Here is a 25,302-nt window from a genome sequence, read left to right on the forward strand (position 1 = left end):
TTCCTGTTTTTCAATATCAAATCTTAGTTCGAGATAAACTCATTTTTTATGGCTATACATGTGCTGTGTTGTATCAAACTGCGTCTTTAAACAGCTTGGCAAAGTACTTTATCTTTATACCCAGTGATAACCGTGAACGCGCCTGCGAGTTCAGCGTCTAGCGTTGCATCGCTTGAGTCTAAGCGAAGCGGCTTACCGTTTAATGCCTGTAGTTTTTGTTTAGTGGCAACAACGAGCATATTCTGCTTGCCAATTTGACGGATAAAAGCAGGGCTAAGCTGCTGATTTCCGCGACCTAATATGTGGCCCTGACCACCGATCACCGTCAAAATGACTTTAGTGGGCTTGTCATGAGTCAGCGCAATCAGTTCGCTCGCAGTAACGTCACTTGCGATTAGCTCACCTTGTTTAACCACATCCACACCTAACAAGGTATTTTCTAGGCCAAGAAAGTCCATGACCGCACCTACGGTGGAGCCGGATCCCATGACAAAATAGGTGTCAGGCTCATCGTCAATAATTTCACCAACATAAGCGGCAATGTCGTCAAGCACTAAGGCCTCGTCCTCTTTCCCGCCCATTTTTACTGCTTGAACATAAGTGAGCTCTGCGGGTACGCGCATTTCACCATAGTGTTTGGCAATAACTTTGCCCTCGCGAAACGCGTTTTCGTCAATATCACGTACTTCGGCGTCCATTTCACTCACAAGCTCGCCTGCGATCATCTGACTTACTACCTGCCCTGCCGCTGACGGCGACACGCAGTAAACGCCAGAGTGAATTTTGCAACCTGCAGGCACACCTAGCACGGGCACCTGTGTGCCAACTACGCTACAGATATTACGGGCTGTGCCGTCGCCACCGGCAAAAAGCAGTAAGTCGACGTTGGCGTCCACCATTGCTTTAGCTGCACGCTCTGAATCTTCGCCCTCGGTTTGCACGGCATCAGCCGTGTAGATTACCTCATAAGGAATACCTAGAGATTCACAGATTGTTTCACCCATATCGCCCGATGCTGTCACGACGGTAAATTGCCCAGATAAGGCTTCTAGAATGCTGAGCGCTTTCGCCATTTTTTCGTTGGCTTTTTTCTCTGCTCCCATAGCCAGTGCTTTTTCGCGAATTTCTGCACCGTCGCTGCCTTTAAGCGCGAGTGCTCCGCCTATGCCGGCAAAGGGATTTACCACAACACCCAATTTGAATTTGGGTTTGTTATCAAACGTTGATTGGCTAAGATCAGTATGATTCATTCGGCATCTACTCCTATCCCGCCACCCAATTTGCTTTTAGCGTATTTTTTGACGTGTCTGTTACCGTGCTATTTATTACGCTGCTACATGAACCTGACGACTTACCTTTACCAAACGTAGATGACAGCGCATTAATAAATTGTTCAGCCCGAGGCGGAAAGCCCTCAGATTTATAGCGTTCAAGCTGAGCGGCTACGTTTCGCGTAAAACCTTCTCTGTCGGGCTCAGCGCCGTTTAAGTTATCCGTGCTTACCTGAAACTTTCTTCCTGCTGCTTCTGTAAACGCCCACTCAATGGCCTGGGGCTTAATTTCTACTTTTTCGAAGTCAGCTTGCTGTGATGCATCGCGGCCATCTGGGCAATACCAGTAACCGTAATCTTCTAATAGTCGACGCTTTTCACCCGCAATACACCAGTGCGCAATTTCATGCAAAGCGCTTGAAAAAAATCCATGAGCAAACACGACTTGATGATAAGGTGTTGCGCTGTCTGCTGGGATGTAAATGGGTTCGTCATCACCTAAAACCAAGCGCGTATTAAAATCTTCAAATGTCGAATTAAACAACGCGATTAACACAGGTACATCAACGTCTGCTTCTGAGTGATCCGACCCCGTAGTCGTTTCTCGGTGCATGCCCGGATATTCACTTTTTAGGCTTTCAACGTTTGAGCCTTTAGTATCGGTATTTTTAGTTTCAGTCTTGGCAAACAATGCGTGATGACTTGCGATGTTCATGGCGGCTAATAAATTCTACATAACAGAGCTATTTCAATGGCGGTGGAGTATACCAGTAAAACTTTGTCTTCTCACTTGAAAGGCTCGCTTGCTTAGGTCAATCTAGGTTTACAACAACGAATTAGCCACACTATCTCAACAGGGAGTTTGTCATTTGGCGCAAGAGATAATTAAACATATTCATCGGGTCAATGCCCTTCGTGACTTAGCCAATCAGTTGGGTGTAATGCCTATCATTCATCAATTGCAACATTGGCAATGCGAACGCTTACTGGTCACGCACGACGATTTAGCACAGCAAAAACGTTACCAAAAAGCCATGGCTTTTTTTGTAGATGAATTGTACGGGCCAAAAGATTTTAGCCAACGGGACGCTGATTTAGTGCGAGTTATTCCGAAGCTCGCAAAAGTATTGCCTGACAAAGCTATGAACGCTATGGACGACGCATTGTCGTTAAATGCACTATCGTTCGATTTAGATATGGCGATGGCTCAGTACTTACAAAGCCATTTTCCCGGAGAACCTATCAACCGAGATAACTACGCTTTGGCGTATCGTAATGTGGGCAGAATTGAGGATAGAAAGCATCAAATCGACATAATTTCCCATTTGGGCGATCAACTCGCAGACGTTATAAAAATTCGTGGTATAGGTATGTTAATTTCACTGTCCCGTCGTCCGGCTAAATTAGCAGGATTACTCGCATTGCATGAATTTTTGGAACGAGGGTTTGATGCGTTTAAAGCGATAGGTGACGTGCAGAGCTTTATTGACCCCGTATTGGTGAGAGAAAAAGCGATAATGCAATTATTGTTAAGCGATGATTTAACGTTACCTGAAGATAATCCCCTGCCTGTGGTATGAGGCACAATGCCTGAACGTGAAGAAGCAGAGTAGATTAAAGCAAAAATATGAGTAAGGAAAAGATTTGAGCACCCCAACGCTTAATTGGATGTTAGACGCCCCCTATGTGCAGCAGTGGCATATTGATGATACGCACATCGACCACTATCAGCACGTTAATAATGTGGCGTACCTGTCGCAGTTAGAAAGCCTAGCATGGGCCCATTCAAACGCGCTTGGCTTGCAGTTTGCCGATTATCAATCGCTTAACCGTGGCATGGTCATTAAGCGCCACGAGCTAAACTACCACCTGCCAACACATCTTGGAGATACGTTAGAATGCGCTACATGGATAGTGCATTGCGACAGCAAACTTACTTTGAAACGCCAGTTTCAATTTATCTGCCCAAAGCGAAACAAAACCGTATTTGATGCTATGACCACATTCGTGTGTGTTAGCCTTGATACTGGTGCCCCAAAGCGAATGCCTAAACAATTCGTGGACATCTATGGCAAGGCGTGTGTGGCACAATGAAAACGTGGCTAGCGATAGTGCTTTCGCTCTTCCTTATTGTGTCGTTAGGCATAAACGTTTACCTATGGCTTAGTTTAAAGCAGCACAATGATAAAGCTTATGCACTAGAGGCCAGTTATGAACACCGTTTAGATAGTGAAAAGCAGCTAGAAACCCAAGCACAGTTGGTGGATGAAACTCAGGTAAACGAAAAAGCTGAGCCCTTCAACAATAAACGCTCTCCCGCCAACTTTTCACCTATGACAGGCACTAACACGGCACCCAACGCACTTGACGATCTACGCACCTCTTCACCACTCGTTAATCAAGAGCAATTAGAGTCACTGACTACCCTACTCAATAACGAGCAATACGCGTTGCTCGCCACTGAATTAGCAAACCTTTTAAAATATGACCCGCTCAACGAATCTCTGTTGTTGCTAGAGGGTGAACTGATTGAGTTAACCAAGCCTCTCTCTACGGCCATAGTGCACTACTACGACTTGGCCGAACTGCCTCTTTCAACTGAAACTCTCTCATTTATTGACGCAAAAATTGCCACTTTGTATCAACAGGCGCAGACGCAGTTAAGTCAAGACGAACAATGGGAACTGGTTGCCAGATTAAATGAGCCACTGTATCAACGCATACCTGACGCTAGGCACTACACCCTTAATTTGGCTGAAGCGTACGCTTATCAGCAAAAGCTTACGTTAATGGAAGACGTGCTTGCTGCCCTTCCATCAAACGACAGAGACGCGAATATCATTCGCAATAAAGCCTATGAAATGCGCGATATTGCTGACACAGATAACACGCTTAGCGAAAGTGAAATAGAGCCAACAGGCGCTGAAGCCGCACGTTATCAAACCCGTGTAGCCTTAGCGCGCATTGGCGATCAATATCGCCTTGATGTAAAGGCGCTTAACCAAAAAGCCACCATGATTTTAGATACGGGTGCCAGTACCACCGCAATATCATCGCGACTCTTTGCGCGTTTAGGCCGTATGCGAAACCTCACGTTCATTGGTAACTTCAACATTAGAACCGCGTCAGGAACCATTGAAGCCCCTCTGGTACAAATACCCCGATTTTACTTTGCTGGCTACGAGTTCAACGATGTTTCTGCCATCGTGCTGCCCGAAGACGCTCTACCCGATGCCGACGGATTGTTGGGAATGAACGTTCTAGGTCAGTTTGACTTTGCAATAATGCCCCAGTCTAGTGAGTTGATTTTGACAGAGCGAGATTAATGCAGTCTGCGAAAGGGCGAGAGCTTAGCACCTCTCGCCTTTTAGCCTCTATAGCGCGATGTACTAATTTTGCAATTCAACTAAAGGAAATGTCTCAAACACCACCCCTTCGTGGCCCGTTTCCATAAAGTTGCGGATATTGGCATGGTCGTCGCCGTTAGGGTTATTAAGTACATCTTCTCGATAAAAACGCCCAAATAAGGCTAGGGTTTGCGCTTGATTGAGGTTTAAGTGCTGACCGAGTGCGAGCAGTTTGCAAGAGCCATTGTTCTGATTGGCTTCGTTTTTCACGTCACCATTAGTGAAAGCGGTGGGCGTGAAAACAAACGCGCTATCAACGAGCGCGATAACGTTGTTAAATTCGATAGTATATGGGGAATTAGTGACTGCTTGAACTAAGTCTTGGGTGCTGCTGTAAGCCATGTTTATCTCAAAAAAAGAAAACGATAATAACAGGTCTATGTCTTTACAAAAGACCACAACAGGTTCACTTTTGATATAAACAGAAAAAAGCGCCTCTTCATGAGGCGCTTATAATGCTAACAAGGTTGGGTTTACTAGCTCGTTAAACCGCAGCGCACACGCGCGTACCTTGGTCGATGGCCCGTTTTGCGTCTAGCTCTAACGCTTCATCAGCACCACCAATTAAGTGATAAGGCATGTTTAAGCCTTCAACGATATCACGCATCGGCTCTTGGCCTGCACAGATGATAATGTTGTCTACCGGCAATACTTGGCTGTTACCATCAACCGTAATATGTAGCCCTTCGTCATCAATTTTATCGTAGCTTACACCTGGGATCATGGTCACGCCTTTGGCTAGTAGACCCACTCGGTGTGCCCACCCCGTTGTTTTGCCTAGACCCGCGCCAACTTTGGTTGTCTTGCGCTGCAACAGGAAAATCTCTCTTGGCGATGGCTCAGGCTGCGGCTTAACGCCTTCAATTCCTGCGCGAGCAGAGAAGGTCATATCAATGCCCCACTCTTTCATAAACGCTGGAATATCTTGGCTTGGCGTTTCTTTGCCATGAGACAAGTACTCAGCGGTATCAAAACCAATACCACCAGCTCCGATAATGGCCACTTTATTGCCAACGGGTTTCTTTTCTTTCAATACTTCGATATAGGTCAGCACTTTCTCGTGCTCAATGCCTTCAATCGCTGGCGTGCGCGGCTTAATGCCCGTCGCAATCATCACTTCATCGAAACCTTCGTCGTTTAGCGCAGCCGCATCAACATAAGTATTGAGTTTAAGGGTAATATTTTTATGAAGCTCAATTTGGCGCTTGAAATAACGCAGCGTTTCGTAGAACTCCTCTTTGCCTGGAATTTGTTTGGCGATATTAAATTGACCACCAATTTCACTAGACGCATCGTAAATCACAACATCGTGGCCGCGCTTGGCAGAAGTCACTGCCGCTGCTAATCCAGCTGGGCCCGCACCTACCACTGCAACACGCTTTTTGGTTTCTGCAGGCTTGATATTAATTTCAAGCTCATGACACGCACGAGGGTTTACCAAACAGCTAGTCATTTTGCCGTTGAAAACATGGTCAAGGCAGGCTTGGTTACAGCCAATACAGGTATTAATTTCGTCGGCTTTATTTTGCTGGGCTTTGCGCACAAAATCAGGGTCTGCCAAGAACGGACGTGCCATAGACACCATGTCAGCATCGCCGCGAGACAACACTTCTTCAGCCACCTCAGGCGTGTTGATACGGTTCGATGTAATAACAGGAATTGATAGCGCTTCTCGGAATTTTGCGGTAACCCACGTAAATGCCGCTCGCGGTACTTTAGTGGCAATGGTTGGAATACGCGCTTCGTGCCAACCAATGCCGGTGTTAATGATAGTTGCACCGGCTTTTTCAATTTCTTTGCCAAGCTGCACAACTTCATCATAAGTAGAGCCACCTTCCACTAGGTCTAGCATCGATAAGCGATAAATAATGATGAAGTTCTTACCAACCGCCTCGCGCACGCGGCGCACCACTTCAATAGGCAGACGGATACGGTTCTCGTATTCGCCCCCCCACTGATCGTCACGGTGGTTTGTGCGCTTTGCAATAAACTGATTAAGGAAATAGCCTTCAGACCCCATGATCTCAACACCATCATAACCCGCGCGCTGAGCCTGAGTTGCGGCAGTAATGAAATCTTTAACTTGCTTTTCAATTTCGTCAGCTTCGAGTGCCTTAGGCTTAAACGGATTAATAGGCGCTTGAACCGCAGAAGGTGCAACAAGCTTAGGGCTATACGCATAGCGCCCCGTGTGCAGAATTTGCATACAGATTTTACCGCCAGCAATGTGCACCGCATCAGTCACTTCTTTGTGGTTTTTAACCGCTTCGTCTGTATCTAAACGAAACGTTGACGGATGGGTAGCGCCCTCTTCGTTTGGTCCTATACCACCTGTAACGATAAGCCCTACGCCACCTCTGGCACGTTCACCATAAAATGCCGCCATACGTTTATGGCCGTCGGGTAATTCTTCTAAGCCTGTATGCATAGAGCCCATTAGCACGCGGTTTTTAAGGGTAGTAAAGCCTAAGTCTAAAGGACGAAATAAATGAGGGTAAACGGGATGATCGGTAACGGTCTGATTCATGATACATTCCTGAAAGTCGTTTTGGCTTCGTAAAAGCCGTTAAAAAGCCTGTTTAAATATTCTTATCTAATGCGCTCTTTCTCTGAAGGCGCTATGTAATTCAACGAATTACATTCACTTACGAATTCATTTTCTTAATGGCTGGGTGCAATGGCGGATATTCAGGCAGCGTTTTGGTTTTCTGTGCTTCCATGGCTTTAAACACATCTTCCATTTGGAACATGCCCGCTTGCCATGTGGCCATATAGGTCAAGCTCTCTGCCACCGTGTGTTCTGCCGCGTAGTTAATCATAGTCTTAGTGCCTGAAACTGCTAACGGCGAATTCATTGCAATCTGCTGCGCTATTTTCATCACTGCGTCTAGCAATGATTCTTGGTCGTCAAATACCTGATTTACAAAGCCAAGTTGCTGCGCTTCTGCGGCACCAAAGTTGCGCCCGGTATAAGCCAGTTCTTTAACTATGCCAATGGGAAAGAGTTTTGGAAGTCGCTGAAGTGTGCCTACGTCCGCCGTCATACCTAACTGGGTTTCTTTTATGGTGAAAAAGGCGTCTTGGGTGCAATAGCGCATGTCGCATGCACTAAGCAAATCTACTGCACCACCAATTGCCCCGCCCTGCACGGCACCAATAACCGGCATACGTGCCTGCTCTATGGCGGTAAAGGTATCTTGAAGCAACATCACCATACGGCGCATACGCTCTGCTCTGCGCGACGGGTCGCCCTTAAAGTCTTCTTTCATGTTCAGGAACACCGATAAGTCCATACCGGCAGAGAAATGCTTACCCGTTGATGAAATAACAATGACACGGGCGTTACCTTCATCGTCTATTTCACGAATAGCCGCTGGCAATTCGGTCCAGAACTCTGGGATCATGCTGTTCATTGCGTCGGGGCGGTTTAGTACTACGTGGGCAATATGACCCTCTTGTTTTACTTCTAATGTAGAGTACTTCATGGTTTGCGCTGTCTCCTTGGGCTGTTCCTGTTAACAAGTTTGCAAACTAGACAGCGTCAAGATAAAAGGCTATGTTGACAGTGTCAAGATAAAACGTTATCTATTCGTCTCAATTTTGAAAATGGAAACATCGGGTTTATGGCTAATGCAGTACAAAGCTACCATCACGGCGACTTGCGCAGCGCACTGATAGAGGCGGCAACGGCGCGTCTGTCTGAATACGGCGTTGATAGTTTATCTCTCAGAAAGCTGGCAGAAGATGCCGGAGTGTCACGTACTGCGCCCTATCACCATTTCAAAGACAAGAGTGCGCTTTTAAGCGCCATTGCAGCCAAAGGCTTTAGCGATTGGCATACCGCAGCTAAACGAATCTTCGAACAAGAAGACAAAACACCGCAGGCACGTTTCCGCGAATTTGTGCACGAATACATTGGCTACGCTGCCGACAACCCAGAGATGTACGAATTGATGTTTGGTCGCACAATTTGGCAAAACCAAGCGGCGACCAACGATCTGAAAGAGGTTGCATTTCCCTGCTTTCAGTTTCAGGTGACGATGACGCGCTATTGGCAAGATAAAGGGCTTCTCCCGAATAATCAGGATGCGCTGAGACTCGCACAGGTTACTTGGGGCACGTTGCACGGGATCGCACGATTGCTCATTGATGGTATCTACGCTGACAGCAGTCATATCGAGGAAATGTGTGATTGTGCAGCAGATTTGTTTATGCAAAAGCAAATGGATGCTTATAACGGATGAATTGCCAGAGCGAGACGAAGACTCGCTCGTAGCACTTTTTTAGTTACGCCGATTCCGCTTTAGCCATAGATACTGGCTGGCCTTCGTGCGTCGCTTTAATAAACTCAGCAGCACGTTCAGCAATCATGACGGTGGGCGCATTGGTATTGCCGCCAATTAGGCTGGGCATCACAGAAGCATCTACCACTCTAAGACCTGCTATACCTCTTACCCGCAATTGGGTATCAACCACTGCCATCTCATCGTCATCACTGCCCATTTTACAGGTACCAATTGGGTGATAGATAGTTTCAGCACGCTCACGTAAAAACTCTAATATTTCTTCATCTGTTTGTGCTTCTACCCCAGGATATAGTTCACTGCCTTGGAACTTGTCGAAGTCTGGTGCAGATAGCAGCTTACGAGCAATGCGCACACCTTCAATCATGACTTGCTGATCTTCCTCTGCAGTCAAATAATTGGGGTCAATAAGGGCTTGATCAGCAGGATGGTTGCTTTGAAGCGAAATAGTGCCGCGGCTTTTGGGGTATAGACAGCATACGTGAAGGCCATAACCGTAACCAAAAGCTAACTGTCTTCCATGGTCGTTTAAAATTGCCGGTAGAAAGTGAAACTGAATGTCTGGGCCTTGTGTCGCTAAGCTTGAGCTAACAAAGCCACCTGCTTCGGCTATGTTGGACGAGAAAATACCTTTGCGCCTAAACGCATAGTCTGCGGTGGCTTTTACGTAGGAAGGCAAGGCCCCTAATGCCACGGCATAGCCCTCTCTCGCTTTACAAGTATATTGTACAATTGCATCAAGATGGTCTTGTAAGTTTTGGCCCACACCAGGCAAATCTTGCTGAACAAAAATCCCCTTTTCTTCTAGCTCTGCTCTGGGTCCTATACCTGAAAGCATCAGAAGTTGTGGTGAATTAATCGCGCCGCCACACAGGATAACTTCGCTTTTAGCAAAATAGCGATTTACTACGCCTTTTTCACGTACCTGAACGCCAATTGCACGCCCCTCTTTTAACAGCACTTTTTCGGCTGCGACTCTAGTAAGTACAGTTAAATTGTTGCGATGCTTGGCCTGCGTTAAATACCCCTTCGCCGTTGAACAGCGTTGCCCGTTGGCCTGTGTAACATGGTAATACCCTAACCCTTCCCTATCGTCTCGGTTAAAGTCGTCCAGCTGTTGATAGCCTGCAATCGACGCTGAGTTGACAAATGCGTCTGACAGCACGCTGGTATGCCTAAGCTTGCTAACATTGAGTGGGCCGCCTGTGCCGTGGTATTCATCAGCACCTTCTTCAAAGTTCTCAGAGCGTTTGAAATAAGGCAGTACATCATCAAACGACCAACCTTCAGCCCCTTCTTCGTTAGCCCAGCGGTCGTAGTCTTCTTTTTGCCCGCGAATATAACACATCGCATTAACCGAACTGCTGCCGCCCAAGGTTTTACCGCGGGGCCAGAACAGTTCTCTGTCATACATCTCTTTTTGGGGTGCTGTGTGATAACCCCAGCCAATCCCCTCAAATCTACTGAGTAAAGACAACCCAAACGGGATATGAATAAGCGGATTAGTGTCCTTTGAGCCAGCCTCTAATAGCAAAACATCTAACGCGGGGTTTTCTGATAAACGGGTGGCAAGCACCGCGCCCGCAGAACCGCCGCCTACAATAATGTAATCGTATTTGCTCAGTACTTCGCTCATTTCGCCAACTCCTTGAGGGCAAGACTATTAAATGTTAAAAAAACGTTGTGGTACGACCAGATTACCAAACAACACTTCGCCAAGAAAAGACTTAAATTGTAAGATTTAAAAAATCTAATAATCCTGATAACTTAAGTGCTATATCGAAGTAGCCCCTACTCTGAAAAAACTAACAACAAGCCACCGCCTAGTAGATTTAGGCTAAGAATGAACGTTGACCAAAAACCTATCGTTTAAAGACAAATGTAAAGTCTACCTTGCACAATGGCTTGTGAAATGGGGCAAGCTGACGCACGACGACTTCACGAAATCAGAGCTTCATGACCTCGTAAAAGGCAGCTTTCCTTACTCATTCACTTTCGATATCCCCATGGGAACTGGCACTGTTACCGTGCTTGAAGGAAACATCACGCTAGATAGTGAAAGCAACCGTATTGGTCTGCAGTGCCTCGCTGCGCTTAATATTGTGGTTGCCACCACGACTATTTATCGCGCTCATGTTGTATTTACCGTGTCAGCTTCACCCTATTACGACAAAAATATGAGTACACTCTATTTGACAGGCGTCGCCACTGACAGCGTCACCTTAGTTAACGATGATTACGCGTTGATTAAAGACACGCAATTTCTGATGTCGCGACTCTTCCCCAAAAGCGTTAGTTCTTTGCTTGGTGGCTCTTTAAAATCAGCGTTATCACTGTTTAGCGCCGGCACATCCGATATGGCTGTAGACTATCTAAAGGTCTATTTATCTGGCTCGAAACAAGCAGTGTTGGACTACCACATCCCTCTCATTAACAACGCCATTAAAAAGCAAATTAAGCAGGAAGACTTAAGCCATACCATGCGCAACGACCATTGGCGCGAGGTTTTGTTCTCAAAAGCTGGACAAAACGTGCGTGTAGAAGATGACGTACTGCGCTTCTATCTCATTGAATGACTACGCTTACTGTTTGGAACAATGCACGCTAGTGATCTGACACAATAGAAACAGGGACGGTATCCACCTGTTCACCAATATCGTCGATGTTTAACCTGGGATCGTCCACACTTGCTTCTAGCATATCGAACGCCTCTTTGACGTAGCGCGCTAACGGCTGTAGCGATTCAATATTCTTATTGCAGCACACTAATCCCACATTTGCCGTGCCTGCATATGTCATAAGCGTAATATTTACCCCGCCACCAGGCGTCATGGTAGAAATGGGGTAACAAGCCAGAAGCTCTGCATCTTTTAGATACCGCGTATCTTTTGGCCCAGGTACATTGGAGATTAAGATGTTGGCAATGGGTTTGACTACGCTAGATAGCCTTAACCACTCAAAGACCAGTGCAAGCGATTGAATCACAATGGTATAGCCGCTAAATGCTGCGGGCCGCGCGTGCTGCGCTGCATGTTTTACAATGCGGTGATTCACTACGATTTGGCGCAAACGTAAATAAGGATCAGTTTCGCCGTGAGCAAGCTGCACCGGCACAATAGCTATCTTATTACCCGTGGTTTTCTCGCCGGGTTTACGCAAGTTGATTGGCATATTGGTGAACAAGGCTTTTTTAAATACTTGCCCGTGGTCTTGCAGCAGTTTATGTACGCCAATATCGAAGGCACATAGTAATACCTCGTTTGCCGTAGAGCGCGTTCGCCTTGCCAGGGCTTTCACACGCTTAAAGTCTAAGTCCATGGTAGCCACAGCCCTTCCCGCTTTCACTTGTCCAGTCAGCACTGTTTTCGTACCAGTGAAAGGAATAGGCATATAGTGTGGGTTCACTCGCAGCACTTTCATGAATATACGAATAAAGATAATTAGCAAATCAAGCGCGGTTTTAAGCGCGTAACCCACTCCCACTAAGCGCTTGTAAAAGCTCACAGGCTCTCTGCGCTTATGGCGCAGTCGTTTTACTGCCCATACTGGTGTGAACTTAGTCTCGTGAGAGTTTGATACATATCCCGCTTGGAACCAGCGCACTAATGTTGCCCCATCGCCATACATATGATGAACCCGCGCATAAATAGCAAACGTCTCGCTGTTGTCATCAAAGATGAAATGGTATTGCCAAAGGGGCTTGTCGGGATCTAACCGCGAAGCATGTAATCTTGCTACAAACGCATCGAGTGCTTCGCGGTTTGTAACATCAGCCACACGATGAATTTGAACGTGATAATCCATGTTGAGCTTTTTTACCGGCGCAAACCTCACCGGGTACCCCAATACCGTTTTTACCGCACAGTTGAAGGGAGAAGTAGCACGGGCAAAGCTTCTTATTTCTTGGAATAATTGAGGGACATATTCGGTACCTTTTGCCCCTTTAGGTATGGCAAGTAGCTGCAAGCAAGCTACGTGTTTTGGATTCTCGTCTGATTCGGTTATCCAAAATGACTTATCTAAGAAACTGAGCGTTTTTGCCATTACTATTCCTTTACGCGAAGTCGAGGGGTGACGGGGTTGAGGCATCTCTCATAAAGTCATGAGAGTCGAGCATCTGTTCTAACTGCTGTTTTTGTTCATCGGACAGTGCCAACCTTGGCAATACGCTTACCATCATTAGCGACAAAGCATGATAGCGCTGCATCGTACTATCCATATGGCTGTTTAATTCATCAAATTGACAAGACTGTGTGATGATTAAGGACATTAAATCCACCATAAGTGCCCTGTCGGCCTTTGAGGCAATAAGAATGTCTCGTTTCGATAGTGACTCAAAAAGAAACGCTAATTGTTTATTCAAGCTAGACAATATGTGCTGTCTAGGGCGCACGATACTGGGATATTTCTCTGCTAAGTCAGCCGGGCTACGGTAGAAAAAGCGAAATACATGGATACTGTCTATAAGCAAATACAGGTAATACATAATTTCTTCAGGATGAAGTGTATCAAGCTTTTCTCGGCTTAGTATCTTCTGCATCTGCTCTTCATGCATTTTCATCAACGCGTTAACCAGGCTGTCCTTGCCTTTAAAGTGGTAGTAGAGATTCCCCGGACTAATATCCAGCTCAATGGCGATATCAACACTGGTAACAGTGTTTTCGCCGTGCTCGTTAAATAAGGTTAGCGCGGTGAGAAGTATTTTCTGCGTAGTTTTCATAATTTAGTTCAATCCTTTGCCAACCCAGTGCGTTAATTTTTTTATTCGTGAAACACGCTACATAAACACCAGATAGAGTTGAGCAATACCAGCTACCATACCTAGAATAGCGCCAGTTACGATGAGCTTCCACTCATCCTGTTGATAAGCTGGGCGCAAAACGCCTTCAAATTCTTCAACACTTAACGCCTGCATGCGCTCACTTAAATCGTGCCCAATCTGCATAGCATTATTAGCGTAATCAAACGCATAAAGCAGATACTTATCAGAATTATCAAATATCTGACGCACCGCTAGTGCCTTCATTTTATGGTAATTTTCTGACCCCACACCCAACGCAAAATACGGTTGCGCTATAGCAACATAGCGTTCAATAGCGTCGTTGACATGAAGCTCAATGAGTTCTAAAAGCTGGGCTGAGCCTGAACCATGCAAGATTACATGGGTGATGTTTTTAGGCGTTATAAGCTTTTCTTCAATAATGTTTGAATAGACTTCGGACACTTCTTTTTGGCGCTTTAAAAACATACCTTGAATAGTAATCGGCCCCAGTTTTCTTGGGCGTTTGGGTTCGAATATGATTTTGATAGCAATCCAATTAGTGGCATAACCCACAAGCAGCCCACCTAACGGCAGAATCCACCATGCTTGGTAGAAATACCAAAGTAGCATGGTGGGCAAACCAAACAAAAAGCCAAAATAGAAGCCGGAACGCACAATAAACGGAAACTCTTTGCTGCCTGCCGTTAAGAAAATTTCATTAACGAGCTCGGGCGCATTCACCAGCTGCTCTACCACCAGCTCTTTAATATCTAAAATTTCTGAGACATTGTGTTGAAAGTCGTCCACCATTTTATGAACAACATTAGGAATGTCGTTTTCGATACGTTGATAGACTAAATTTTTGCCCTGTACAGGCAACGCAGCCCAAAGTTGAGGCGCAGATTCTGCCATTACATCGTTAACGACTTTGCGAATAACTTGACTTAAACGCCGCTCAATTGCTTTAGTGAGCTCGTCTGCATCTAAACGCTGTGCTAACTCTTCAACACTAAGCAGTTTGCCTAGCACTAGCTCAACCTCAATCTCGGCCATTTGGCGGCGCTTCGCAGGAATGAGTCCCTGCCACCCTAAGAAAGGCTTAATACCAACAAACTCAATGGGGTAAAACATCATTTTTACCGCCAGATAGTTGGTTAGCCATCCAACAATAGCGCTAATTAAAGGAATTGATAGCAGACTTAGCGTTTCAAAGTTCCATTCCATACTACGAACATGTGGTCCAATTTGTTATTTTCTCTCTCAGGCTACTGAGTGCTTATGAAATGGTCAATGTAAAAAGTGAAATTACTGCTAATTGTTGATTGAAAACAGCTAAATGAAAGTCTAAAAGTTAGAACGTTTGACCTTGTGTGATTCACCTAATGTGCATCAGTTTTCTCAACAACAAACGATTAGGTAGTGAATTCTAAATTTACGCCATACACTCAAAATAGTGTATGAACCGCTGTTCTCAAGCCCGTGCTTTGAGTCTTCGCTATATGGACATTTAAAGACCTGCAATTTTTGAGAACTGCGTTCTAAATGAAAACTATCGTTTTGCTGGTGTTTTTTGGGTCAGTGTACTTTTTCCAATGAGTAGAAGGTACAGCCCTCATCAATCAAAAATAGGTACTCGTCATGGCAGTATTCGACTTGCGGTTAAAAAAGCTTGAACATGAAATCGAGCATGCAGGCAATTATGATGAATATGAGGCCGCGTGCTTAGCGCACGATGCATTGTCTGGTGCAGAGGAATGGAAAGCCGAAGACGCTAGCGATGATTACGACTACAAACTAATTCGCAAACGGGTTCAGCGCCTACAGCTTGCCAGAGGCAAAGGCGATTTACATGCGCTTATGTCGATTCTGCACGAGGGGCTACACGGCAATTTAGGCAATATTGCCAACCCCGTATTACTTACCCAGTGTAAAATAGGCACTAAATATCTTATTGAACAGTTTATTGACGAAGTGATATTGGCGCTAGAGCAAATTTATCACGCCGATGAGCAAGATGTAGACTTTTACGAGAAACTGTCATTTTTTGAAGAAACTGCACACGCCTTCGGGCGCAGCTGCCTTATGCTTTCAGGTGGCGCAGGCTTAGGCTTTTTCCATGCTGGCGTGGTTAAGTCATTAAACGAAAAGAATTTGTTACCTACCGTAGTGTCTGGCTCTAGTGCTGGTTCTATCATCGCAGCCATGTTGGGTACACGAACTCACGACCAATTATTAGAAGCACTCAGCGCCGACTTTATTTACGAGACTTTTAAACACTGGCGAAGCTTTGCCGGTCTTGGAAAGAAAGGGCTATTTGATAGTTCCGTGCTCGAAAATGCGCTGATTGAACTTTTCGACCTCACCACTTTTGAGGAAGCTTTTAAGAAAACAGGTCGACACATTACTGTGACGGTATCCCCTGCCGACCTCCATCAACATTCGCGCTTGTTAAATGCTAAAACCTCACCGAATGCAATTATTACTCAAGCGGTACGTGCATCCTGTGCAGTTCCCATCATTTTTAGCCCTGTACAGTTAAGAGCGAAAACGCCTTCGGGCGATATTGTGCCTTATATTCCCAACCGTCGTTTTGCCGATGGCTCATTAATGGCCGACCTTCCCTTCGAGCGCTTAGCGAGGCTATATGGCGTAAATCACAGTATCGTGAGCCAAACAAACCCGTTGGCAGTGCCATTCATTTCCGCAAACCGCATTGACCCCAACTCGCTGTGGGACATGTCTGCGCGCCATCTTGGCCAACTAGCGAAAACTAACAGTATTTTCGCCATTGATATCATTGAAAGGTTAACTGGTAATAAAAGTGCCAAATTGGCTATTCATAAAGTTCGTTCTATCATTGATCAGCAATACGTAGGTAACATCAATATTTTACCCAAGCGCCAAATGAGAAATTTATCGCAGGTGTTGTCTAATCCAACGCGCGAAAGCATCGATCAGTTGATTGTCAGTGGCGAACGGGCATCATGGCCGCAACTTCATGTTATTAAAAGAAATACCAAAATTAGCGAAAATTTACGGTATCATTTAGGCCAATTGAAAAAACGTGAGGCAGTAGAGCTTGGGCACGAAGTAAGATAGCGTGTGCGTCGCTTGACCTGTCTTGAATTGCCAATGGCAAAGTAATGGCAATTCGCAGCATCTTTTGAAAGGAAAACGGTGAGCGCACAAAGCCAGAACCCCGACAGCATTTACACGCAGCAAGTAAAACAACTAATCAATATGATTTATCCTCAAGAAACGGGCTACGGTTCGGTGTTCGAGGATGCGAGTCACTATTTTTCGCTTACCCCCTCTCTTGAGCAGCACATTGAAGACTTGAAAGCTCAGCTAAAGAAAATTGAGGGAAATAAAAACAAAGAGGTGCTTGCTGAGCAACTGACCAAGCAAATAACAAACAGCACCGAAAAGCTTGAAGAAGAGCGCCTGGCAAGGATAGAGCGGCTTGACGCTGTAAGCACCAAAATTATTGAGCTTTGTGAGGGCGATAACTGGCAAGAAACACAACAGCTCAGCGCTAAGTTACTTGGTACACTTATGCTGCTCACACGAGGACCAGAGGGCAACTTTGCACGTGTGCACATGCGCTTCAAACCGCTCTACAAAGCGGTGCTTACACTGCGCTTAGTCGATAGACTTTTAGAGCACGACACGATTGCTCACAAATATCTCTCGAAGTATCGCGAAGCTGCATCCCGGTTTCGTGGGAACCGCTATTGGCGCGATAAATGGAAAACTGAGCTTGGACGACCGCTAATTACCGCAGCCTTACTTCAAGATATTGGCCTGCAAAGCCCTGCCGCACTCACCATATTGAAAGGGGAAAATGCCGATCTAGACGAATTTCGTTTGCTGGAAGAGTCGCAGCGAAAGGATCTTCTGAAGCTAAACTATCACTTCACTTTAAAGTACTTATCTGAGGGGTTAGGCCTACCTAAGTATGTAGGAAACATCAAAGAAGAAAGGGATCGCTTTGTTCAAACTCACAAAGAAGCCAATGAATTTTTGCAGCAGCTGGTAAAAGATGCATTTGTGTCGAAAACGGGGCTGGGAGAAATTGTAAAGATCCCTCAAATTTATGTTTCGATTGTGCTTTCAACTAAGTCTGACTACTCACGAATGAGCTTGCCTAAAGGCTACATGCTCATTGAACAATTAGCGAAAAAAGGCGGCTTAAATAAGCAGTTAGCGCAGGATTTTGTTGAGCTTGTGGGGTATTTCCCACAAGGGTTCGGCATTACCTACATACCGATGAATGAGAAAGGTCATGAAAAGGACCAGTACGAATGTGCAATAGTGATTGGCCTCAACCCTGCAAATCCAGCTGAGCCTTTATGTAAAGTGGTAACAAGAAATCAGAAGTACATTACCAGCGGTACGCAAGAAATCATTCCCAAAGGAAGAAACCTTTATTTCCCAGCCAACCGCAAGAAACTCATGCGCGTAGGGAAAGACAGACTAAGTGAAATTATGAGTCAATTGTCGAGCAACTTCACTCCGGACGCACTTGACGATTTAGTACCGAGTTTCTGGGAACCCTATGACTTCTTCGGTTTTAAAAAGCATCAGAATTTGTGGGCGAAAAATAAATAGTGGGCTTAGTTACGTGAAGTTTGTGATAGAAAAATTGAAGTTTCACTTCAATAAAAGCTCATAGTACAACTTCTACAAAACACCTCTCAAGAAAATGTAAAACTAAACTTAGCTACAGCTATCACTATGTCTATTTAAAGCGTTTCTGGACGAAGCTGCGCCAATTAACCACGTATGTAGTTAATTGGCGCTCATGCCAAAAGCGAGGTTTATCTTTAGGAAGTGCTTTTATTCGTCGTTCTTGGTTGTATCAGTCGCGCTCTTAGTCGACGTTGCTTCTGCACTAGCCGCTTTCTTTTGTGCCGCACTCTTAGTAGTTGTCGATTTGGCCGCAGTACGCTTATTAGTTGTTCCCGCAGAAGCTTTTTTAGTCGTACTTGATGATGCAGCTGCCGATTTGGTTGTACTGGCTTTGCGAGCACGAGAAGTTGAAGAAGCAGTCGAAGACGACTTTGTCGATGTACTCCTCGTTGCTTGCGTAGACTTTGGTGAGGTATTCTTGGGCGCTGCAGTCTTGCTAGCAGCGCTTTTAGCCTCGGCTTTTTTAGCAGCCTCTTTTGCTGCTAAAAGGGCTACCTGCTCTACAAGCAAGTCAACTTTTGCGCTTAATAGTTCAAGCTGCTGCTCTTTTTGCTGGCGCTTCTGCCCGCCTGAGAATGCAGAAAAAAGCGGCGTTGACGCCACTAATTTCTGAGCAGCATCAACCAAGGCAAAGGGATTAAGTGTTCGTCTTAACTCGCTTTCAACTTCAAGCCCTTTCGCCTGCATCGAATTTATGGTTTCTTGCGTGTCATCAATTTTCTGACTAACAACGCCTGCAGCGTGGTCTAATTTCGCCGATAACAAATCTGAGCCAGCGTAAAGCCAACCAAATAGAGGTGACGATTTAAGAGGTGAAGTAGCAGTACCGTTAAGTACTGATGAATCTTGATCGACTGTCGACACAGATTCTGTAGATGGAATTTTTTTGTTGCTCATAACGCCTCCAATACGGAGATTTACTAAGCATGACAGCATAAAACGGTTTCTACAGTCATTGAACTTTGTAAAAATGCTTCGCTGTCACTCAATTGCAGCTTTTAAAACGCGCTTTCAGCACTGAAAAGCTTATGAAAACTGCATGGAGGGCACCACAAAATGGTGCCCGGAAGGAAAACCGTTTTACTTGCTGGCAGCTAGCTTTGCAACCGCTTCAGTCAAGGCATCGATTTTTGCTGAAAGCTCTTCGATGCGCTGATCAGCTGGCTCTGAATCAAGGCCAAGCTTCTTGCGCACGTCTGCAACGCGATTTTCAACATCGTTAGTCGTAGATTTGAACTTACTTTTTGCGTCTTCTTCTAGCGTTTCGCCCTTTGTCACTAGCTCGTCAAACATTTTGTTCGCTTCTTCGCTTAGCTTCTCGTAACGCCCCTGCGCTTCTTCAACGCTCTTGCCATAAGCGCCTAAGCCTGCTAACCAAATTTTACGTGCCATTTCTTCGGCTTCGTTGATTTTACCTTTAATTGTGTCAGTAGTAGTCATGTTCAGCTCCTATGAATGCTAAATGAGAGTGTATTTCAACACCATGGCTTTACTTTACGATTAACAATTAGAATCCGCATACTAAAAACACAAAAAAATAAAAATGCCCGAAAAAGCGCTAACTTGTTCGGGCGAAATACCAGAGGAGACTGGTTTTAAAAAGGTGGGTGTAGAGTTAGAGTGGAACACCTGCGAGATGCAATACGAACGCATATTCAAGCGCGGTAGACTCGAATCGTTTGAAACGTCCTGAAGCTCCACCGTGACCCGCTTCCATGTCGGTTTTGAAAAGCAGTAAATTATCGTCTGTTTTGTATTCTCTTAGCTTCGCCACCCACTTCATTGGCTCAAAGTACTGCACTTGTGAGTCGTGTAGTCCGGTTGTAACCAACATATGTGGATAGTCTTTTGCTTCAATCTGATCGTAAGGCGAGTAGGAAAGCATATAGTCGAACTCAGCTTTGTTGGCTGGGTTACCCCACTCGGTATATTCGCCGGTAGTCAGCGGAATAGACGCATCGCTCATCGTGGTCACTACATCAACAAATGGAACGTGCGCGCTCACACCTTGATAGAGTTCAGGTGCCATATTTACGATTGCGCCCATTAATAAGCCACCCGCGCTGCCGCCCATAGCAAAGACGCGGTCTTTGTCTACGTACTGCTTTGCCACAAGTCCTTTTGAAACGTCAATAAAGTCAGTAAAGGTATTTATTTTCTGATGCATTTTGCCGTCTTCATACCACTCGCGACCCAACATTTGACCTCCGCGAATGTGTGCGATCGCGACAACAAAACCTCTGTCTATCAAAGACAACCAGCTGCTTCTAAACGTTGGGTCTACAGTCGAACCATATGAGCCATAGGCGTATTGATATAATGGATTGGTACCATCTTTCTTAAACTTATCTTTGCGATAAACTAACGAAACGGGAACCGACGTACCGTCTCTCGCTTCAATCATCACGCGCTCAGAGGCATAGAGAGAGGAGTCAAAAGTGTCAGATACACGGGTTTGTTTCATCACCTCGCTTTCAAGGGTATCTAAGTTTATATCAATGATAGAACCAGGCGTGGTCAACGAGCTGTAATAAATTCTAAGCTTATTGGTATCCATTTCAGGGTTTGCATTAAAATACGCACCGTAAATTGGATCTTGAGTTGGAATAACTTTCTCTTCGTTTGTCGTCAGATTGTGAACGACCAAGCGCAGCATCCCGTTTTCTTTTTCTTTAACCACTAAGTGGTTGTTCATTACTTCAATACTTTGAAGGAAAACGTCTGGACGATGTGCAATCACTTCTTGCCATTTCGACACATCGTTAGTGGCGTCTAATGGTGCTTTCATCACTCTAAAATTCTTCGCGCCAATATTGGTCAATACGAAATAACCGTCACTCGCTTTTGCTACACTGTATTCTTGTCCGTCTTCAATGGGCAAGAATACTTTTGTTTGAGACGTTGGGTTATTCGCATCAATCAGAGTCACGCCTGTTTTTTCGGTGTTGTCATGGTGAATGTATATGAGACTATCGTCTTTACTTTTACTGATATAGGTATAAAAGGTAGGGTCGCTCTCTTCATAAACTAAAACATCTTCGCTTTGAGACGTGCCCAATTTATGGCGATAGACTTGGTATCCTAAAAGAGTCTGCGGGTCTTTCTTCACGTAAAAGAGGTGGGTATTGTCGTTCGCCCAAACTACACTTCCAGATGTACCTTCTAATACGTCATCAAGCTTTTCTTCACTCTCTAGGCTTTTGACATACACAGTGTAGATGCGTCGGCTAAGCGTATCTTCAGAATACGCAAGCAACTTGTTGTTGCTGCTCACCGCATAACTGCCAATACTGAAATAATCATGCCCTTCAGACATTCGGTTTGCATCAAGCAATACTTGCGGTTCAGCGTCAAGTGAAGGTTTTCTTAAATAAATAGGATACTCGTTTTCACCTGAGTAGCTGGTGTAGTACCAGTAACCATTGTCGAGAACGGGAACGGTTGAGTCGTCCTTCTCAATCCGAGACACGAGCTCCTCATAAAGCGCTTCTCGGTTTTTCTTAAGAGGAGCCAAAACAGTCTCAACATAACTGTTTTCTTGTTCTAAATGGGACAATATCTCTTCGTCGGTGCGGGAGTCATCACGCATCCAATAGTAATTGTCATTACGGGTGACACCATGCGCGGTCATTTCATGCGGCACTTTTTTCGCCACAGGCGCACTTACTTGAGTATTTAGCATAACGGATGGCGCTGCACTTTCAGCTACTTGTTGAGGATTTTCAGTTTTATTTTCGACGCCACAGCCTGCTACCAAGCCACCTGCGGCAAGTGCTATCCATAGATATTTCATTATTATTCCTGTTGTGCACTTTTATTGGCGCTTTGTTTACCGCCAAGCGATTGAAGACAATCGACTTTTGATCATTGAAGATTTAAGAAAGCAGCTAAACTAAGCGAAGTTTATAAGTAAAGTGAGTATATATAAATACGATTTAGGGTCTAGCGTTACTTAACGCGAATGAGACTAAGTAAGGGTTAAAATGTTACAAGATATGTGAAACTGTGTTTCATCGCTGTAAATTCACAAACGAGCGTTAGTAGAAAGCGATAAAAAAACGCCGCATATTCAGAAATAATGCGGCGCTTTTGTTGTTTATTGTAAAAGCCGTCGTATGGAAACCAACAGCCTTTGGCAGCCTAGTGTTTAGTCGACCAAATCCTTAGGCATGTCATCACGAATAGCAAGCCACACCTTTCCACTTTCTATACCGTACTTTCTAACTACTACAGGGACACGGTCGTATTCGCCTTTCTCAGCAACATCAAGCAAGTCTGCGTAATACTTGTTTGCCACGTCGCGTGCTTGTTGGTGCGAGAAGAAATAGCCACCAATACGCGAGTACAAACCACGAAAACCGTTCATCATCAAAACAAATACGTTATTGTTAGACGCTAACGCCAAGTCATGTGACATTTGATAGTCGAACTGGGCAAAAGCTAAACCTTCTTGCTCCACATTTTTATAACGGGCAATAATTTCAGCAGACTCTTGAGGATTGTTTCGAATTGCGCCTCGAATGAAAACCGCACTTAAATTAGTGCGCGCTGCTAATAAATTATCAACCAGTTCAGGGATCCCTTCTTGGTCTAAACGAGCGAGAGTTTCTAAAATGTTTAACCCACACGTTTCCCAGAAATTGTTAACCTTGGTCGGCTTGCCGTGTTGAATTGTTAACCAACCATCACGAGCTAGACGCTGAAGTACTTCACGCAGTGTAGTACGTGTTACACCAATTAACTCAGAAAGCTCTCTTTCTGCAGGCAAAATGGTGCCAGGTGGAAATCTTCCACTCCAAATAGATTCAACAATATATTCTTCGGCGAATCCAGCTGGACTCTGTGCCTTATAAATCATAACTAATCGCCTGCACGTTATTGTTATTTTGCAACTGATTGTACCAGATGCTGTTTTATTATCACAATGAATTATGCCTCGTCCACTAAAGCTTTTAACAACTTGTTAAAATTAAAGTGTTATTTCAAACACCATTAAACACTGCTTGTACATTTTATGTTCGAAATATTACGTATTTTCAAATTCAATGATAACTATCATAAAAAAAGTGATAAATATTCAGTGACTTTCACATGGTGGGGTCTGTGAATTGCTTTCTCAAGACGTTAATATCATGTACGCTTAATTTCCGACTATAATGACAGCAGCAAAACCGCGGTAAGGCGAAATAAATCGCATCTCGCCAGCAGTTTATGTATGCAATAACCGGAACTACACAGTATAAAGATGCGCAAAAATGCGTGCTTTGTTGTAAAAGGAACAGGAACTCATGCAAACCTCAATGATCGCGGCGATCTATAAGAATTTCCTGGGACATGCGCCCGACTGGTATAAAAAAACCATTATTGCCTTTCTCATTGTTAATCCCTTCATCTTTATGGTGGACCCATATGTAGCTGGCTGGACGCTTGTAATCCAATTCATCTTTACCTTAGCGATGGCATTGAAATGTTACCCGCTTCAACCAGGCGGCCTGTTGCTCATCGAAGCGATGTTTATAGGCATGACATCGCCTGGCCATATGATGCATGAGATTGAAGTTAACTTAGAAGTGCTATTGCTACTGGTATTCATGGTAGCGGGCATTTACTTCATGAAAGACCTGCTTATGTACTTGTTCACCAAATTAGTGATTAAGGTTCGCAACAAGTTAATTTTATCCCTATCGTTTATTTTTGCATCTGCATTTCTATCGGCGTTTCTCGATGCATTAACGGTAGTTGCTGTAATTATCAGCGTCGGTCTAGGCTTTTACTCTATCTATCACAAAGTGGCGTCGGGCAAGGAGTTTCATTCTGATCACGACCACACAAGCGACGACGAGCTGGGAAGCCACGACTTAGAAGACTTCAGAGCTTTCCTACGCAACCTTATGATGCACTCAGCCGTAGGTACTGCCCTTGGTGGTGTTATGACCATGGTAGGCGAACCACAGAACCTGATTATTGCAGACAAGGCTGGCTGGGACTTCGTTGAATTTTTCATCCGTATGGCACCTGTTACTATCCCAGTATTCGTATTTGGACTACTTACCACCGTAATTCTGGAAAAAACCGGTATGTTTTCATACGGCGCAAAATTACCTGCTGCGGTAAGACAGATTTTGGTCGACTATAACGACCATATGGACAAGGGCCGCAGTAAGCGTGAAACCGCTAAGCTGGTAGTACAAGCACTAATAGGTGTTTGGTTAATCATTGGTCTTGCTACGCACATGGCGTCAGTGGGTCTTATTGGTCTGTCAGTTATTGTACTTGCTACTTCTATGAGCGGTGTTATCGAAGAACACGCACTTGGAAAAGCATTCGAGGAAGCACTGCCATTTACCGCATTACTTTGCGTATTCTTTGGTGTAGTAGCCGTTATCATTGACCAAGGCCTTTTCCAGCCGGTAATCCATTGGGTACTGTCGTTTGAAGGCGAAACGCAAATGGTTATGTTCTATCTTGCTAACGGTGTGCTTTCGATGGTGAGTGACAACGTGTTTGTGGGCTCTGTTTATATCACTGAAGTAACAGCTGCTCTACAGGCCGGTCAAATCACACGTGACCAGTACGATATGCTTGCTGTAGCAATCAATACGGGAACCAACTTACCAAGCGTGGCAACACCAAACGGTCAAGCTGCTTTCCTATTCTTGCTGACCTCAGCCATCGCGCCACTGCTTCGTTTGTCGTACGGCCGTATGGTTATGATGGCATTGCCATATACCATCGTGCTGACCATCGTTGGTTTGTTAGCAACTTACATTGGACTTGCTGATGCTACTCAGGTGCTTTACGACATGCACCTCATTGAACACCACACCGCTGCTGAAGCGGGTGCTCAAGCGGTAGGTCACTAGTCT

General features: G+C 45.0%; 21 protein-coding genes. 8 read left to right on the top strand and 13 right to left on the bottom strand.

Features of this window, described 5'->3' with window-relative positions; genetic code table 11:
• Positions 1 to 86: 86 nt before the first annotated feature.
• Positions 87 to 1,250, bottom strand: coding sequence for an ATP-NAD kinase family protein (locus MHN02_RS07655; RefSeq protein ID WP_014949977.1), 1,164 nt, complete (start codon positions 1,248 to 1,250; stop codon positions 87 to 89).
• Positions 1,251 to 1,263: 13 nt separating this feature from the next.
• Positions 1,264 to 1,986 carry an elongation factor P hydroxylase gene (locus tag MHN02_RS07660; protein ID WP_272492346.1) on the bottom strand — a complete coding sequence of 241 codons (723 nt, stop codon included), beginning with the start codon at positions 1,984 to 1,986 and terminating at the stop codon, positions 1,264 to 1,266.
• 154 nt (positions 1,987 to 2,140) lie between these two features.
• On the opposite strand from MHN02_RS07660, the gene MHN02_RS07665 reads away from it, so the two are divergent.
• The 3 genes from MHN02_RS07665 to MHN02_RS07675 all read left to right on the top strand — a co-directional run bounded on the left by MHN02_RS07665 (position 2,141) and on the right by MHN02_RS07675 (position 4,597).
• Complete coding sequence (locus MHN02_RS07665; RefSeq protein WP_101565118.1) at positions 2,141 to 2,851, top strand: hypothetical protein; 711 nt, start codon at positions 2,141 to 2,143, stop codon at positions 2,849 to 2,851.
• Positions 2,852 to 2,915: 64 nt separating this feature from the next.
• Positions 2,916 to 3,365 (top strand): thioesterase family protein, encoded by a 450-nt coding sequence (locus MHN02_RS07670; RefSeq protein WP_014976907.1) that lies wholly within the window; start codon positions 2,916 to 2,918, stop codon positions 3,363 to 3,365.
• Entirely contained in the window at positions 3,362 to 4,597 is a 1,236-nt protein-coding gene (locus MHN02_RS07675; protein ID WP_239245371.1) for a retropepsin-like aspartic protease, read from the top strand. Before MHN02_RS07670 ends, MHN02_RS07675 begins: the two co-directional genes overlap by 4 nt.
• Positions 4,598 to 4,660: 63 nt before the next feature.
• Here MHN02_RS07675 and MHN02_RS07680 read toward each other — a convergent pair whose 3' ends face one another.
• From MHN02_RS07680 to MHN02_RS07690, 3 genes are all read right to left on the bottom strand, one after another.
• A complete protein-coding gene (locus MHN02_RS07680; RefSeq protein ID WP_239245374.1) occupies positions 4,661 to 5,020 on the bottom strand; it encodes a HopJ type III effector protein in 360 nt (119 codons plus the stop codon).
• A 142-nt stretch (positions 5,021 to 5,162) separates the two neighbouring features.
• Positions 5,163 to 7,205 carry an NADPH-dependent 2,4-dienoyl-CoA reductase gene (locus MHN02_RS07685; RefSeq protein WP_049587748.1) on the bottom strand — a complete coding sequence of 681 codons (2,043 nt, stop codon included), beginning with the start codon at positions 7,203 to 7,205 and terminating at the stop codon, positions 5,163 to 5,165.
• 118 nt (positions 7,206 to 7,323) lie between these two features.
• Positions 7,324 to 8,163, bottom strand: coding sequence for a crotonase/enoyl-CoA hydratase family protein (locus MHN02_RS07690; RefSeq protein ID WP_239245377.1), 840 nt, complete (start codon positions 8,161 to 8,163; stop codon positions 7,324 to 7,326).
• A 138-nt stretch (positions 8,164 to 8,301) separates the two neighbouring features.
• Here MHN02_RS07690 and MHN02_RS07695 point away from each other — a divergent pair, with 138 nt between their 5' ends.
• On the top strand, positions 8,302 to 8,922 hold the full coding sequence (locus MHN02_RS07695; protein WP_014949985.1) for a TetR/AcrR family transcriptional regulator: 621 nt from the start codon (positions 8,302 to 8,304) through the stop codon (positions 8,920 to 8,922).
• A gap of 43 nt (positions 8,923 to 8,965) precedes the next feature.
• On the opposite strand, the gene MHN02_RS07700 is transcribed toward MHN02_RS07695, so the two are convergent.
• Positions 8,966 to 10,618, bottom strand: coding sequence for a choline dehydrogenase (locus tag MHN02_RS07700; protein ID WP_239245380.1), 1,653 nt, complete (start codon positions 10,616 to 10,618; stop codon positions 8,966 to 8,968).
• Between the two features lie 214 nt (positions 10,619 to 10,832).
• On the opposite strand from MHN02_RS07700, the gene MHN02_RS07705 reads away from it, so the two are divergent.
• Positions 10,833 to 11,558 carry a DUF1439 domain-containing protein gene (locus MHN02_RS07705; protein WP_239245382.1) on the top strand — a complete coding sequence of 242 codons (726 nt, stop codon included), beginning with the start codon at positions 10,833 to 10,835 and terminating at the stop codon, positions 11,556 to 11,558.
• A gap of 28 nt (positions 11,559 to 11,586) precedes the next feature.
• On the opposite strand, the gene MHN02_RS07710 is transcribed toward MHN02_RS07705, so the two are convergent.
• From MHN02_RS07710 to MHN02_RS07720, 3 genes are read right to left on the bottom strand one after another with little or no spacing between them, the layout of a single operon-like run.
• Positions 11,587 to 13,026, bottom strand: a complete 1,440-nt coding sequence (locus MHN02_RS07710; protein ID WP_039225237.1) for a wax ester/triacylglycerol synthase domain-containing protein — start codon at positions 13,024 to 13,026, stop codon at positions 11,587 to 11,589.
• A gap of 10 nt (positions 13,027 to 13,036) precedes the next feature.
• The gene (locus tag MHN02_RS07715; RefSeq protein ID WP_239245385.1) at positions 13,037 to 13,702 is read right to left on the bottom strand and encodes a TetR/AcrR family transcriptional regulator; all 666 of its coding nucleotides are present in this window, start codon (positions 13,700 to 13,702) and stop codon (positions 13,037 to 13,039) included.
• 57 nt (positions 13,703 to 13,759) lie between these two features.
• Positions 13,760 to 14,968, bottom strand: coding sequence for a DUF445 family protein (locus MHN02_RS07720; protein WP_014976916.1), 1,209 nt, complete (start codon positions 14,966 to 14,968; stop codon positions 13,760 to 13,762).
• Between the two features lie 414 nt (positions 14,969 to 15,382).
• On the opposite strand from MHN02_RS07720, the gene MHN02_RS07725 reads away from it, so the two are divergent.
• Both MHN02_RS07725 and MHN02_RS07730 read left to right on the top strand, forming a co-directional pair.
• Positions 15,383 to 16,843 carry a DUF3336 domain-containing protein gene (locus MHN02_RS07725; RefSeq protein ID WP_239245388.1) on the top strand — a complete coding sequence of 487 codons (1,461 nt, stop codon included), beginning with the start codon at positions 15,383 to 15,385 and terminating at the stop codon, positions 16,841 to 16,843.
• A gap of 78 nt (positions 16,844 to 16,921) precedes the next feature.
• Positions 16,922 to 18,355 carry a hypothetical protein gene (locus tag MHN02_RS07730; RefSeq protein ID WP_171337696.1) on the top strand — a complete coding sequence of 478 codons (1,434 nt, stop codon included), beginning with the start codon at positions 16,922 to 16,924 and terminating at the stop codon, positions 18,353 to 18,355.
• A gap of 228 nt (positions 18,356 to 18,583) precedes the next feature.
• Here MHN02_RS07730 and MHN02_RS07735 read toward each other — a convergent pair whose 3' ends face one another.
• The 4 genes from MHN02_RS07735 to fadR form a co-directional block, all read right to left on the bottom strand.
• A complete protein-coding gene (locus MHN02_RS07735) occupies positions 18,584 to 19,333 on the bottom strand; it encodes a hypothetical protein (RefSeq protein ID WP_239245391.1) in 750 nt (249 codons plus the stop codon).
• Positions 19,334 to 19,516: 183 nt separating this feature from the next.
• On the bottom strand, positions 19,517 to 19,876 hold the full coding sequence (locus MHN02_RS07740; RefSeq protein ID WP_014949994.1) for a phasin family protein: 360 nt from the start codon (positions 19,874 to 19,876) through the stop codon (positions 19,517 to 19,519).
• 175 nt (positions 19,877 to 20,051) lie between these two features.
• Positions 20,052 to 22,229, bottom strand: coding sequence for a S9 family peptidase (locus tag MHN02_RS07745; RefSeq protein ID WP_239245394.1), 2,178 nt, complete (start codon positions 22,227 to 22,229; stop codon positions 20,052 to 20,054).
• Between the two features lie 354 nt (positions 22,230 to 22,583).
• The gene (gene fadR, locus MHN02_RS07750; protein WP_014949996.1) at positions 22,584 to 23,294 is read right to left on the bottom strand and encodes a fatty acid metabolism transcriptional regulator FadR; all 711 of its coding nucleotides are present in this window, start codon (positions 23,292 to 23,294) and stop codon (positions 22,584 to 22,586) included.
• Positions 23,295 to 23,724: 430 nt separating this feature from the next.
• Here fadR and nhaB point away from each other — a divergent pair, with 430 nt between their 5' ends.
• Positions 23,725 to 25,299: a sodium/proton antiporter NhaB gene (gene nhaB / locus MHN02_RS07755; RefSeq protein ID WP_014949997.1), complete on the top strand. Its 1,575-nt coding sequence runs from the start codon at positions 23,725 to 23,727 to the stop codon at positions 25,297 to 25,299.
• Positions 25,300 to 25,302: the final 3 nt, after the last annotated feature.

Source organism: Alteromonas sp. CNT1-28 (assembly GCF_022348345.1).
Classification (GTDB): domain Bacteria; phylum Pseudomonadota; class Gammaproteobacteria; order Enterobacterales; family Alteromonadaceae; genus Alteromonas; species Alteromonas macleodii.